The following is a 12,431-nucleotide window of genomic DNA, read 5'->3' as shown; positions in this document are numbered from 1 at the left end:
AAGTCGATCCACCTCGGCCGCACCATCGGCTTCGAGCCGATCATCCACACCCCCGACCTGGTCGACGAGGTGAAGAAGGACTGGCGGGCCGTACGTCCGCTGATCGAGTGGATCGCCGAGCACGCTGTCGCCTGACCAGTCCACATCGCACCAGTCCGCGAATGCCCACGACGCATGTCGCAAACGTCCGACTCGATCTTCGCAAATCGTCGAGTTGATCGTCGCAAATGTGCGACTCGCCGGATAGGGTGCTCGCCATGAGTGGTCTGATCAGCCGAAACGCAACCGAGATCGCAGCCGAGATCCTCAGCGCCTTTCCCGCCTTGACCATCGACGGCGCACGGCAGGTCGGCAAGAGCACGTTTGCAGCGATGCTCGCAGACCAGCACGATGATGCCCAGATCGTCACGCTCGACGACGGTGCCGCTCGGGACTTCGCCCGCATAGACCCCGAAGGTTTCGTGAACCAGAACGAGACCGGGCTCTTGGTCATCGACGAGATCCAGCGGGCGCCCGATCTCCTACTGCCGATCAAGGCGGCCATTGACCGCGCCCGCAGACCCGCCCGGTTCATCCTCACAGGTTCCGCCGACCTGCTCCGGTTGGAGCGCACACCCGACAGCCTCGCCGGCCGCGCGATTTCGCTTCGCCTTCACGGACTGAGCCAAGGCGAGGCCAACGGACGACGCGAAGGCTTCGTCGACTGGTTCCTTCGCGCAACATCCTCCGAACCCGCAGCGTTCACAACCCCGACGACCCGTGACGACTACATCCGCATTCTCGCCGCGGGCAGCTACCCCGAACTGCGCCGTCTCTCCGCGCGTCTACGCGACCAGTGGCTGGAGAGCTATCTCCAGCGGATCGTCCAACTCGACGCACGAGACGTACGTCAGCGCGTTGAGCCGACACGGATGGTTTCCATTCTGCGCCTACTCGCGGCCAACCAGTCCGGCGAGCTGGTCAAGAAACGGATCGCCGACGCCGCGGACCTCCCCGCAAGCACAGTCACCGGCTATCTCGACACGCTGCAGACCCTGTTCCTCACCGACAACCTGCCGCCCTGGACACCGAACCTCACGTCCCGCGAGATCGGTCGGCCCAAGGTCACCATCCCTGACTCGGCTCTGGCCATGCACCTGACTCAGATCTCTCCCGCCGACCTCCAACCACTGATCGACAACAACCACCTCGGACCGCTCGCAGAAGGGCTCGTCGTCGCCGAACTCCGCAAGCAGCAGACCTGGAGCAACAGCCGCTATCGGATGTTCCACTACCGCGATCGCGACAAGGTCGAGGTCGACCTCATCATCGAACTTCCCGACCGACGCATCCTCGGTGTCGAGGTCAAAGCAGGACGCACCTACAAGGCCGAACACTTTAAAGGGCTCAGATTCCTCGCAGACAAACTCGGGGACCAGTTCGCCGGCGGCTTCGTCCTCGGCACAGCCGACCACGGCGTCCAGATCGGACAGCGGCTCTGGGGACTTCCGATCGCCGCCCTCTGGGAGCTGTGACCAGGGAGGCCTTCTAGCACGATCGGGAACCGCGGTGAGTCGCGGACGAGGCGAGATAGTCCGGGGCGTTTCCGCCCAGAAGTCATTGGTAGATGGACCGGATCGCCCCGAACCACGTCATGGCGCCGGGATCAGGCAGAGGTGAACGACGCCATGGTGCGCTCAGGCTCCCAGAAGGCCTTCATGGAGGCGATGCGGCCCTCGTCGTTGACGGTGTAGACCATGATCAGCTCGGTGGTGGTGTAGCTGCCGTCGGGGAAGCTGGTCTTGATCTTGCCGATGTTGGCGCAGGTGTTGCCCTCGGGGTTGGCGAAGGAGTCGTTGATCTCGAACTCGAACTTGTGGACCGTGGCGATCGCCTTCTCCCAGAACGCCTTGAGTCCCTCGTGACCGTGGTGGCCCTTGCCCTCGGGGTCGAACATCGACGGCCCGACCGGGTCCTCGAGCACGCAGTCCTCGGCATAGACCGTCAGCCACTCGTCGAGGTCACCCTTGGCGACGGCGGCATAGGAGCGCTGTCCGGCCGTACGTGCGGGGTGCTCGTCGTCGGGGGCGTTCCAGGTGATGGCGTCGGAGGAGATCATGAGGCAGATCGTACGCGGAAACTGGAACGTGTTCTACCGGCCGAGCGCGAGCAAATGTGAGCAAGGCCCCTACTCATGAGTAGACCCGGGCTTGCCACCCCTTGAAGGCGACCCTATTCTTGATGTTACCCGCCAGTAGTGCGTGCCGACCGGCGCTCCCGCAACTGGTACATCCGACAAAGGTTATGAAGGTGGATCAGTGAGCCACTACAAGAGCAATCTCCGCGACATCGAGTTCAACCTGTTCGAGGTCTTCGGCACCGACAAGGTGCTCGGCACCGGACCCTTCGCGGATCTGGACGTCGACACGGCTAAGGAGATCCTCGCCGAGGTCGACCGTCTTTCGCGCGAGGACCTCGCCGAGTCGTTCGTCGAGGCCGACCGCAACCCGCCGGTCTTCGACCCCAAGACCAACACCGCGCCGGTCCCGGCCGCGTTCAAGAAGTCCTACGACGCGTGGATGGAGTCGGGCTTCTGGAGCCTGCACACGCCCGAGGAGATCGGCGGCCAGCCCGCGCCCAACTCCCTCGTGTGGGCGACCGCCGAGATGCTGCTCGGCGCCAACCCGGCGATCTGGATGTACGCCGCCGGCCCGTTCTTCTCGAAGGTCGTCTACGAGAACGGCAACGACCGCGACAAGCGCATCGCCCAGATCATGGTCGAGAAGCTGTGGGGCTCCACCATGGTGCTGACCGAGCCCGACGCGGGCTCCGACGTCGGCGCCGGCAAGACCTTCGCCACCGCCAACGAGGACGGCTCCTGGAACATCACCGGCGTCAAGCGCTTCATCACCAGCGCCGAGTCGGACCTGCAGGAGAACATCATGCACCTCGTCCTCGCCCGCCCGAAGGGCGTCGAGGGCGTCGGCGGCCCGGGCACCAAGGGCCTCTCGCTCTTCCTCGTGCCGAAGTACCACTTCGACCACGAGACCGGTGAGCTCACCGGCGAGCGCAACGGTGCGTACGTCACCAACGTCGAGCACAAGATGGGCATCAAGGTGTCCAACACCTGCGAGCTCACCTTCGGCGACCCGCAGGTCGGCGGCGGCGAGCCCGCCAAGGGCTGGCTGCTCGGCGAGGTCCACGACGGCATCCGCCAGATGTTCGACGTCATCGAGAACGCTCGGATGATGGTCGGCACCAAGGCGATCGCGACCCTGTCGACCGGCTACCTGAACGCGCTGGAGTACGCCAAGACCCGTGTCCAGGGCGCCGACCTGGTCGCTGCCGCCAAGACCGACCCGCGCGTCACGATCACCCACCACCCCGACGTGCGCCGCTCGCTGCTGGTGCAGAAGTCGTTCGCCGAGGGCATGCGCGCGCTGGTCTACTACACGACCTCGTGGCAGGAGAAGGTCATCCTCACCGAGGACGGCTCCGACGAGAACAAGCTGGCCGCCGCGGTCAACGACCTGCTGCTGCCGATCGTCAAGGGCTACGGCTCCGAGCGCGCCTGGACCCTGCTCGGCACCGAGTCGCTGCAGACCTTCGGCGGGTCGGGCTTCCTGCAGGAGTACCCGATCGAGCAGTACGTCCGCGACGCCAAGATCGACTCGATCTACGAGGGCACCACCGCGATCCAGGGCCAGGACTTCTTCTTCCGCAAGATCGTGAAGAACCAGGGTGCTGCGCTCGGCCAGGTCGCCGGTGAGATCCAGGCCTTCCTCGACGCCGAGGGCTCCGCCGAGCTCAAGGAGTCGCGTGCCCTGCTCGCGACCGCGCTCGAGGACGTCAACGCGATGGTCGGCCACATGTTCAACGACCTGATGGCCTCCCAGGAGGAGATCACCAACATCTACAAGGTCGCCCAGAACACCTCGCGCCTGCTGCTCGCCGTCGGCGACGTCGTGGTCGCGTGGCTGCTGCTGCGCCAGGCCGAGATCGCCCTTGCCGCCCTTGCGGGTGACCCGGGCAAGGACAAGGACTTCTACACCGGCAAGGTCGCCGCCGCGAAGTTCTTCGCCTCCTACAACCTGCCGAAGCTGACCGCTGAGCGGGCCATCGCCGAGGCGATCGACAACTCGATCATGGATCTGCCCGAGTCGGCTTTCTGACTCTGATCCGCTCGTACGCTGCGGCCCGCCCGGTTCTCCGGGCGGGCCGTGGTGCGTCCGGCGGAATGATGTGGACACCGGGAGTGGTTGAGAAGTCACGTGACCACTTCGACCGATCGCCGGCTGCGTACGAGCTCTGTCCGTCACGCTCGCGGGTTCTGGTCGGTGGCGTTCCTGTTCGCGGTGACGATGGGCTTCGCGTCGGCGCCGGCACCGCTCTACGTCTTCTACGTCGACGAGCAGGGCTGGGGCTCGTTCGTGATCACGCTGGTGTTCGCGACGTACGGCGCGGGGGTGGCGATCTCGCTCTTCCTCGCCGGCCACCTCTCGGACCGGTTCGGGCGGCGGCGGGTGGTCGTGCCGGCCGTGCTGCTCAACGTGCTCTCCGCACTGATCTTCCTCTCGACCCACGAGCTGGGCTGGCTGCTGCTGGCGCGGCTGCTGTCCGGTCTCGGCGTCGGGATGCTGACCGCGACCGCGACGGCCCATCTCGCCGAGCTGCACCGGCGTAGCCGCCCGGAGGCCTCGACGACGCGCGCCGAGGCGGTCGCGACCGCGGCCAACGTCGGTGGCCTCGGGCTGGGTCCGCTGGTCGCCGGTGCGCTGGCCGAATGGGCGCCGCAGCCGCTCTACACGCCGTACGCGGTCTTCGCGTCCCTGATGGTGCTCGGGCTGCTGGCGGTCGTGGCGGCGCCGGAGACGGTCGACACCGACCAGCCGGGCTGGACCTACCGGCCCCAGCGGGTGCGGGTGCCGGCGGACGCGCGCGGCGCCTACTTCGCGGCCGGGATGGCGAGCTTCGTGACGTTCGCGATGTTCGGCTTCTTCACCTCGCTGGTGCCGTCGTTCCTCGCCGAGGATCTGGACATCCGATCGCACGCCGTCGCAGGCGCGGTCGGGTTCTCGATCTTCGGGGCCGCGGCGCTCTTCCAGGTGCTGGCCGGGGGCTGGCCGCGCCGGAGGCTGTACGTCGCCGGGCTGCTCGCGCTGGCCGCCGGACTGCTCCTCGTGATCGGCGCCCTCCTGTCCGCCACGTTCTGGGTGCTCGTCGTCGGGGCCCTCGTCACCGGGGCCGGCGGGGGGATGTCGTTCAAGGCGGCGATCGCCACCGTGATCTCGGTGGCACCGGCGGACAGCCGTGGAGAGGCGCTGGCCGGACTCTTCCTGATGGCGTATCTGGGGATCACGGTGCCGGTGGTGCTGCTGGGGATCCTGTTGCAGTACGTCGCCACGGACCCGGCGATGCTCGCCTTCGGTGCACTCCTGCTGGTGCTGCTCGGGATCGCGGCTCGCGGGGTGGCCGGGGCGCGGCGTACGGCCTGAACGCCCGTCGACCGCGATGCGGGGGACGGTATGGGGGCTCGAAACGGCTGGGTAGCGTGGCGCCACCCCAACCTCTGGAGCTTTCATGACCATCGGCCTAGGGATCATCCTGCTGGTCCTCGGACTCATCCTGCTCACCGGCGCTGTGGACCTGCCCGACGCGGTCGCCAACGCGATCGCCAGTGAGCCGCTCGGCTGGATCCTCGTGATCGCCGGCGCTCTCGCGATCGTGATCGGCGTGCTGCTGTCGGTGAACCGGTCCCAGCACACGACCGCGGTGGAGCACCGTCAGTACGACCCCGGACCCTACGGTGGCGGCCCTCAGGGGCCCTACCCTCCCGGCCCTCCGGCGCCGCCCCAGGGGCACTACCCGCCGGCGGGCCAGCCGCCGCAGGGCGGCCCGAACCCTGGCCAGCAGTACGGCGGGGGCTACCCCGGCGGCCGGGACTGACCGGTTCGCCGGCCGTGCGGCTGGCGTAGCTGCGACCGGGCAGCGCGGCGTACGGCCTCGCTCAGGTCGTCCAGGGCGATCGAGTCCAGCCGCCAGCGCTGCCAGAAGAGCTGGATGTCGATCGGCTTCGCGCCGGGAAGCGGGATCGTCGTACCCTCCTCGAGGTCGGCCTCGGCCTGCGCGTCGAGGAGCATCCCCCAGCCGAGGCCGCGACGGATGGCCTCGTGGAAGTCGTGGCTGCTCGGGACCCGGTGGACGACCGGCGGCCGGGTCGCGCCGTGCGCAGCCAGCACCTCGTCCTGGAGATGGTCCTTCTCGTTGTAGACGATCATCGGCATCGCACCCCAGTCGATGCCTCTGCCCCGGCGGTGGCGCTCGACGAGGGCCGGGGTCGCGCCCGGGGTGTAGCGGAGGCGGCCGAGCGGCTCGACGGTGCAGCCCTGGACCGGCTTCGGCTCGCTGGTGACCGCGGCGAGCACCTCGCCACGGCGCAGCGCGTCGGCCGAGTAGCCCTGGTCCTCCACCGTGATCCGCAGTGCCGTCCGGTCCCAGGTCGCGACCTCGTCGAGCACCGGACGGAACCAGGTCGCGAGGGTGTCCGCATTGACCACGACCGAGAGGTCGACGACGGCGCCGCTGTCGCTGTCGTCGCCGGCGTTCAGGGTCGCGGCGGCCTCCGCGAGCAGCAGCCGGAGCTGACGTCCATGCCTGATCAGCGGCTCACCGGCCTCGGTGGGCGTGCAGGGAGTCGTACGCCGCACCAGCACCTGGCCCGCCGCACGCTCGAGCGCGCGGATCCGTTGGCTGACAGCGCTCGGGGTGATGTGGAGGCGTCGGGCAGCGGCGTCGAAGGTGCCTTCCTCGGCGATGACGACGAGGGTCTCGAGCTGAGTCGGGTCGAGAGGCATGACTTAAGTGTGGCTTATCTTCGGTAAGATTCTTTCGCTGGTCTGCAGATCTTCCGGGCTCTAGCGTCGCCGGAGTGATAACCGCCATCCTCGCCGGCCTGCTGACCGGGCTCAGCCTCATCGTCGCCCTCGGGTCGCAGAACGCGTACGTCCTGCGGCAGGGCATCCTGCGCTCGCACGTGCTGGTCGTGGTGAGCGTGTGCGCGGTCTCCGACCTGGTGCTGATCTGTGCGGGCGTCGGCGGGATGGGCGCGATCGTCTCGCACGCCGGGTGGGCGCTGGAGATGTTGCGCTGGTTCGGGGTGGTGTTCCTCGGCTGGTACGGCATCAGCTCGTTCCGCCGGGTGCTGCGACCCGCGGCCCTGGATGCCACGGACACACCTCGCGAGACGCTCCCCCGCGTGGTCGCCAAGGCTGCCGCCTTCACCTGGCTCAACCCACACGTCTACATCGACACGCTGGTGCTCCACGGGTCGATCGCGGCGACGTACGGATCGGCCCGCTGGGGGTTCGCGATCGGTGGCTGCCTGGCCAGCATCGTGTGGTTCTCCGGGCTCGGGTACGGCGCCCGGTTCCTCGCTCCGTTGCTCGCCAGCCGACGGGCGTGGCAGGTGCTGGACACTCTCATCGGGTGCACGATGATCGCGATCGCGGCCGGCCTCGCGTTCGGCGGGCTGGGCTGACGGGGCGGGCGGCGGAGCAAATGCGTTCGTTGTGTTGACTGGCCGCCTAGTGTGGCCGCATGGCGTGGACGACCTCCGACATTCCCGACCTGACCGGCAAGAACGCCGTGGTGACCGGCCCGACCCTGGGCGGGATCGGGTATTTCGTCGCGCGTGGCCTCGTCGCGGCGGGAGCGCGTGTGATCTTGGCGGGGCGGTCCTGGGAGAAGCTCGACGCGGCCGCTGAAGCGCTGACCGAGGACGTTCCGGGCGCCCGGCTCGACCGGGTCGCCCTCGATCTCTCCTCGCTCCAGGCGGTGCGGGCCGGGGCCGAGGCGATCGCGGCGGCGACCTTCGAAGGCGGCGGCCCGCTCCATCTGCTGGTCAACAACGCCGGGGTGATGGCGACGCCGCAGTCGCGGACCGTGGACGACCTCGACCTGCAGATGGCGACCAACCACTTCGGGCCGTTCCTGCTGACCGGGCTGCTGCTCGAGCCGCTGGCCGAGAGCGGCGAAGGACGGATCGTGACCATGGCCAGCATGGCGCACAAGGTCGCCCGCAAAGCACCGCTCGGCTTCCCGACGGCGCAGGTCGGCCGCTATTCGCCGTGGGGCGTCTACTCGCAGTCGAAGCTCGCCAACCTGCTCTTCACCTTCGAGCTCCAGCGACGCCTGGAGAAGGTGGGACTGCCGGTCGCCGCGTACGCCGCCCACCCGGGGCTCGCCGCCACCCACCTCATGGCGAACGGGGCTGCCCGGACCATGACCGCGCCGATCGCGAGCATCGGCGAGGCATTCGTCCGGGCGACGGCGCAGACCCCCGAGGCCGGCGCCTGGCCGGCTCTGATGGCGGCGACCTACCCAGGGCTCGAGCCCGCGACGTACATCGGTCCGAGCGGCGCCTTCGAGGGTGGCGGCCTACCGAAGCCGGTCTCCGCGTCTCGCCTCGCGCGCGACCCGGAGGCGGCGCGAGCGCTGTGGGAGCTCTCCGAGCAGACCACCGGTCTGTCCTACCCCTGACCAAAGTCTGATTTCGGTCGCTACCTGCGGCCGATGCCGCCGCGGTGCCCCGACTTCTAGATTCGAAGGGTGAGCAAGAAGGCCCAGATCTGGTCGCGAACGATCGCCGGGAACACCCATCACCTCGAGGTGACCGGAGAGATCGTCCGTACGTTCGTGTGGGCCGTGGACGGCGAAGAGGTCCTCACCCGGAAGACCGCCGACGACCGGGCTCGGCTCGAGAGCAAGGACCACGGGAGCCTGCTCGTGATCCACTCGGGGCTCGGCACACCGCGGCGCGCGACCTACTTCACGCCTGAGGAAGGCCTGGCCGGACTGACCGGCGTCGGCGGCGTCGACCTGACTCCGGAGCCGGGGTCACGGGCCGCTGCGTACGAACGCCGGGTGATCGAGCATCCCAGGCGCTATGCGCTCATCGAGACCCTCGGCGGCGTCGGCGGCGTGCTCGCTGGCATCGTCGGCGCGATCGTCGTCGCCTGGATCGTCGCCCGGATCTCGCTCCCGGACATCGACCTCCCGCTCCCGAACCTGCCGGACCTCCCCGACCTGCCGCTCCCCGACCTCCCCAGCATCCCGTGGCCGGCGATCCCCTGGCCGGACCTGCCGAACGTACAGGTCCCCGAATGGGTCAAGTGGGTCGCGAACCACCTGAAGTACGTCTGGCCCGTCGTCCTCGCCTTCTTCCTCGCCCAGGCCGAGATCAAGCGCCGCCGCAAGCACGCCGAAGCGTCAGGTACGTCGGCCGAGAAGTCCCTCCCGCAGGCCGAGAAGGCAGCGGATGACGCCTCGCCCGACGCGAGTGACGCCTCGCCCGACGGGGGTGACGCCTCGGCGGACGAGGGTCAGCGGCGGGGCTTGTAGGTCGGCTTCTCGCGCTTGAAGGCAGCCTCACGGGCGATCTTGGTGTTCTCTCCGAAGAGGAGACGGACCTGCTCGATGCGCTCGCAGGAGAAGGTGCGCTTGATGGGGCCGTACCAGGTGTCGTTGAAGAGGCGCTTGGCGGCGGCGAGCTGGTCCGGGGAGCGCTCGGAGAGCCTGCGGGCGAAGGCGGTGGCGGTGGCCACGGGGTCGGCGGAGAGCTCGGTGACCAGGCCCAGCTCGTAGGCACGCTCGCCGGAGAACTGCTCGGCGGTCATGGTGAGCTTCTTGGCGGTGTCGATGCCGACGACCTCGGAGAGCGACCGGATGCCGGTCATGTCGGGGATGATGCCCCACTTGCCCTCGAGGACCGACCACTGCGAGTCGGGCTCGGCGATGCGGAAGTCGGCGCCGAGCGCGATCTGCACGCCGCCGCCGAGGCAATGGCCGTGGATGGCCGCGATCACCGGGACCGGCAGCCGACGCCAGGCCCAGACCGACTCCTGGAAGAGGTTGGTGCCACGGAAGGGGACAGGCAGGAACGCGCCGACGACCTTCTTCGGGTCACGCAGGACCGAGGCGAAGTCGAGACCGGCGGTGAACGCGTCTCCCTCACCGGCGATGACCACCGCTCGCAGGTCGTGGTTCTTGCTGAGCGTCTTGGCGGTGGCGACCAGCTCCCGGAGCAGGTCGAGCGTCAGCGCGTTGAGCTTGTCAGGGCGGTTGAGGCGCACCTGGGCGATGCCGTCGTTGATTTCGGTGGTGACGAGGGGCATGGGGAGAACAGTACGGGGCAGTAGGCATGATGGGACACATGGCTGACCCTCGCGCTGGAACGCTCGCTACACCTGCCGACCTGGTCGACGTACCTCACCTGGTCGCCTCCTACTACAACCTGCAGCCCGACCCCGACGATCCGGCCCAGCAGGTCGTCTTCGGCACCTCCGGGCATCGTGGGTCCTCGCTCAAGTCGGCCTTCAACGAGACCCACATCCTGGCCACGACCCAGGCGATCGTCGACTACCGGACCTCGCAGGGGATCGACGGGCCGCTGTTCATCGGCCGCGACACCCACGGCCTCTCCGAGCCCGCCTGGGCGAGCGCGCTGGAGGTGCTGGTCGCCAACGACGTACGTGTCCTGGTCGATGACCGCGACGGCTACACGCCCACCCCGGCGGTCTCGCACGCGATCCTCCGCGCCAACGCCGGGCGGGTCTCGACAGGCTCGACCTCCGGAGGCGCAGGCCTCGCCGACGGGATCGTGGTGACCCCGTCCCACAACCCGCCCTCCGACGGCGGCTTCAAGTACAACCCGCCCCACGGCGGCCCCGCCGACTCCGACGCGACCAAGGTCATCGCCGCGCGGGCCAACGAGCTGATCCGGGCCGGGCTCGCCGGGGTCAAGCGGGTGCCGTTCGCTGCCGCGCGACGGAAGGCCGAGGCGTACGACTTCCTGGGCTCCTATGTCGACGACCTGCCCAACGTGGTCGACCTGAACGCCATCCGTGAGTCGGGGGTGCGGATCGCGGCGGATCCGCTCGGTGGCGCCTCGGTGGCCTACTGGGCCGAGATCGCCGAGCGGCACAAGCTCAAGCTCAACGTGGTCAACGAGCTGGTCGACCCGACCTGGCGCTTCATGCCGCTCGACTGGGACGGCAAGATCCGGATGGACTGCTCATCTCCGAGCGCGATGGCCGAGCTGGTGCGCTTTCTGGAGCGCACCCCGGAGTTCGACATCGCCACCGGCAACGACGCCGACTCCGACCGGCACGGGATCGTCACCCGCGACGCCGGGCTGATGAACCCCAACCACTTCCTCGCGGTCGCGATCGACCACCTCTTCGGCGGCGCACGGCCGGACTGGCCGGCCACCGCGCGGATCGGCAAGACGCTGGTCTCGTCCTCGATGATCGACCGGGTCGCCGGTGCACTGGCGAAGCCGCTGGTCGAGGTCCCGGTCGGATTCAAGTGGTTCGTGCCGGGGCTGATCGACGGCTCGTTCGGCTTCGGTGGCGAGGAGTCGGCAGGCGCGTCGTTCCTGCGCTTCGACGGCACCGTCTGGACCACCGACAAGGACGGCATCATCCTCGCCCTGCTCGCCTCCGAGATCCTGGCTCGCACCGGGAAGTCGCCCTCCGAGCGCTACGCCGAGCTGGTGGCCGTCCACGGGGAGCCGGCGTACGCCCGCATCGACGCTCCCGCGACGCGGGAGGAGAAGGCCAAGCTCGCCGCCCTCTCCCCCGACGCCGTCACCGCCACCACCCTGGCCGGTGAGGAGATCACCGCCAAGCTCACCGAGGCGCCCGGCAACGGCGCGGCCATCGGTGGTCTGAAGGTGACCACCGAGTCGGCCTGGTTCGCCGCCCGGCCGAGCGGGACCGAGGACGTCTACAAGATCTACGCCGAGTCGTTCCGGGGCACCGACCACCTGGCCGCCGTCCAGGCGGAGGCCAAGGAGGTCGTCGCCGCGGCGTTGAGCTAGCGCTCAGCCCAGGGATCAACGGAGCCAGAAGGGGTGCTCGGCGTCCTCACGCACGGTCACGTTGACCCGGTTGAAGAGGTTGTGGGTGGCGATACAGAGCACCAGGGCGGCAGTCTGCTTCTCGTCGTAGTGCTTGGTGACCTCGCGCCATAGCTCGTCGGGCACGGCGTCCTCGGAGTCGGCGAGACGGGTGACGGCGTCGGCCAGAGCGAGGGCCGCCTTCTCCGCGTCGTCGAAGAAGGGCGACTCACGGAAGGCGGCCAGGCCGACGATCTTCTCGATCGGAATGCCGACGTCCGGGATGCGTGCGACGTGTCCCTGGAGGCAGGCCGCGCAGCCGTTGAGCTGGCTCACCCGGATGGCGACGAGCTCGGTCGTGGTCTCGGGGAGGCCGCCCTCGGCCACGGCGGCCAAGAGGTTGCCGATGCCCTTGAATGCCTGCGGGATGACTTCTGCTGGGTTCTTCATTCGGTTGCTCATGCCATCTCGACCCGGCCGGCTGGCCGGATGTGACCGATCGGTGAAAGAAATTTTTCTTTCACCGGATCGGTCACATCTGCTCTGCTTCACGTGT

At 68.6% G+C, this 12,431-nt stretch carries 12 protein-coding genes; 8 read left to right on the top strand and 4 right to left on the bottom strand.

Features of this window, described 5'->3' with window-relative positions:
- Nucleotides 1-257 precede the first annotated feature (257 nt).
- Nucleotides 258-1,514 (top strand): ATP-binding protein, encoded by a 1,257-nt coding sequence (locus H5T77_RS13235; protein ID WP_292649937.1) that lies wholly within the window; start codon nucleotides 258-260, stop codon nucleotides 1,512-1,514.
- 131 nt (nucleotides 1,515-1,645) lie between these two features.
- Here the strand turns inward: H5T77_RS13235 and H5T77_RS13230 are convergent, their stop codons facing one another.
- A complete protein-coding gene (locus H5T77_RS13230; RefSeq protein WP_292649935.1) occupies nucleotides 1,646-2,098 on the bottom strand; it encodes a nuclear transport factor 2 family protein in 453 nt (150 codons plus the stop codon).
- A 199-nt stretch (nucleotides 2,099-2,297) separates the two neighbouring features.
- Between H5T77_RS13230 and H5T77_RS13225 the strand changes: the two genes are divergently transcribed.
- The 3 genes from H5T77_RS13225 (at nucleotide 2,298) to H5T77_RS13215 (ending at nucleotide 5,925) form a co-directional block, all read left to right on the top strand.
- Nucleotides 2,298-4,151, top strand: coding sequence for an acyl-CoA dehydrogenase (locus H5T77_RS13225; protein ID WP_292649933.1), 1,854 nt, complete (start codon nucleotides 2,298-2,300; stop codon nucleotides 4,149-4,151).
- Nucleotides 4,152-4,250: 99 nt separating this feature from the next.
- Nucleotides 4,251-5,474: an MFS transporter gene (locus tag H5T77_RS13220; protein WP_292649931.1), complete on the top strand. Its 1,224-nt coding sequence runs from the start codon at nucleotides 4,251-4,253 to the stop codon at nucleotides 5,472-5,474.
- An 85-nt stretch (nucleotides 5,475-5,559) separates the two neighbouring features.
- Entirely contained in the window at nucleotides 5,560-5,925 is a 366-nt protein-coding gene (locus H5T77_RS13215) for a DUF6458 family protein (protein WP_292649929.1), read from the top strand.
- On the opposite strand, the gene H5T77_RS13210 is transcribed toward H5T77_RS13215, so the two are convergent.
- A complete protein-coding gene (locus tag H5T77_RS13210) occupies nucleotides 5,904-6,833 on the bottom strand; it encodes a LysR family transcriptional regulator ArgP (protein WP_292649927.1) in 930 nt (309 codons plus the stop codon). The genes H5T77_RS13215 and H5T77_RS13210 overlap by 22 nt on opposite strands.
- Before the next feature lie 74 nt (nucleotides 6,834-6,907).
- Here H5T77_RS13210 and H5T77_RS13205 point away from each other — a divergent pair, with 74 nt between their 5' ends.
- The 3 genes from H5T77_RS13205 (at nucleotide 6,908) to H5T77_RS13195 (ending at nucleotide 9,378) form a co-directional block, all read left to right on the top strand.
- Nucleotides 6,908-7,516, top strand: a complete 609-nt coding sequence (locus H5T77_RS13205; RefSeq protein ID WP_292649925.1) for a LysE/ArgO family amino acid transporter — start codon at nucleotides 6,908-6,910, stop codon at nucleotides 7,514-7,516.
- 59 nt (nucleotides 7,517-7,575) lie between these two features.
- Complete coding sequence (locus tag H5T77_RS13200) at nucleotides 7,576-8,517, top strand: oxidoreductase (RefSeq protein WP_292649923.1); 942 nt, start codon at nucleotides 7,576-7,578, stop codon at nucleotides 8,515-8,517.
- 69 nt (nucleotides 8,518-8,586) lie between these two features.
- Nucleotides 8,587-9,378, top strand: a complete 792-nt coding sequence (locus H5T77_RS13195; RefSeq protein ID WP_292649921.1) for a hypothetical protein — start codon at nucleotides 8,587-8,589, stop codon at nucleotides 9,376-9,378.
- On the opposite strand, the gene H5T77_RS13190 is transcribed toward H5T77_RS13195, so the two are convergent.
- Nucleotides 9,360-10,151, bottom strand: a complete 792-nt coding sequence (locus H5T77_RS13190; RefSeq protein ID WP_292649920.1) for a crotonase/enoyl-CoA hydratase family protein — start codon at nucleotides 10,149-10,151, stop codon at nucleotides 9,360-9,362. The genes H5T77_RS13195 and H5T77_RS13190 overlap by 19 nt on opposite strands.
- Nucleotides 10,152-10,189: 38 nt before the next feature.
- Between H5T77_RS13190 and pgm the strand changes: the two genes are divergently transcribed.
- Nucleotides 10,190-11,857 carry a phosphoglucomutase (alpha-D-glucose-1,6-bisphosphate-dependent) gene (pgm, locus tag H5T77_RS13185; protein WP_292649918.1) on the top strand — a complete coding sequence of 556 codons (1,668 nt, stop codon included), beginning with the start codon at nucleotides 10,190-10,192 and terminating at the stop codon, nucleotides 11,855-11,857.
- Nucleotides 11,858-11,872: 15 nt separating this feature from the next.
- Here pgm and H5T77_RS13180 read toward each other — a convergent pair whose 3' ends face one another.
- The gene (locus H5T77_RS13180; protein ID WP_292649916.1) at nucleotides 11,873-12,337 is read right to left on the bottom strand and encodes a carboxymuconolactone decarboxylase family protein; all 465 of its coding nucleotides are present in this window, start codon (nucleotides 12,335-12,337) and stop codon (nucleotides 11,873-11,875) included.
- Between the last annotated feature and the right edge of the window lie 94 nt (nucleotides 12,338-12,431).

Origin of the sequence: Nocardioides sp. (assembly GCF_014360585.1) — a bacterium.
Classification (GTDB): domain Bacteria; phylum Actinomycetota; class Actinomycetes; order Propionibacteriales; family Nocardioidaceae; genus Nocardioides.
The sequence above is the reverse complement of the archived record's forward strand: the minus strand, read 5'-3'. Positions and strand labels throughout refer to the sequence as shown.

Coding starts and splice junctions, on each gene's coding strand:
- H5T77_RS13235 (WP_292649937.1), top strand. CDS start 258: ATGAGTGGTCTGATCAGCCGAAACGCAACCGAGATCGCAGCCGAGATC.
- H5T77_RS13230 (WP_292649935.1), bottom strand. CDS start 2,098: ATGATCTCCTCCGACGCCATCACCTGGAACGCCCCCGACGACGAGCAC.
- H5T77_RS13215 (WP_292649929.1), top strand. CDS start 5,560: ATGACCATCGGCCTAGGGATCATCCTGCTGGTCCTCGGACTCATCCTG.
- H5T77_RS13210 (WP_292649927.1), bottom strand. CDS start 6,833: ATGCCTCTCGACCCGACTCAGCTCGAGACCCTCGTCGTCATCGCCGAG.
- H5T77_RS13200 (WP_292649923.1), top strand. CDS start 7,576: ATGGCGTGGACGACCTCCGACATTCCCGACCTGACCGGCAAGAACGCC.
- H5T77_RS13190 (WP_292649920.1), bottom strand. CDS start 10,151: ATGCCCCTCGTCACCACCGAAATCAACGACGGCATCGCCCAGGTGCGC.
- pgm (WP_292649918.1), top strand. CDS start 10,190: ATGGCTGACCCTCGCGCTGGAACGCTCGCTACACCTGCCGACCTGGTC.
- H5T77_RS13180 (WP_292649916.1), bottom strand. CDS start 12,337: ATGAGCAACCGAATGAAGAACCCAGCAGAAGTCATCCCGCAGGCATTC.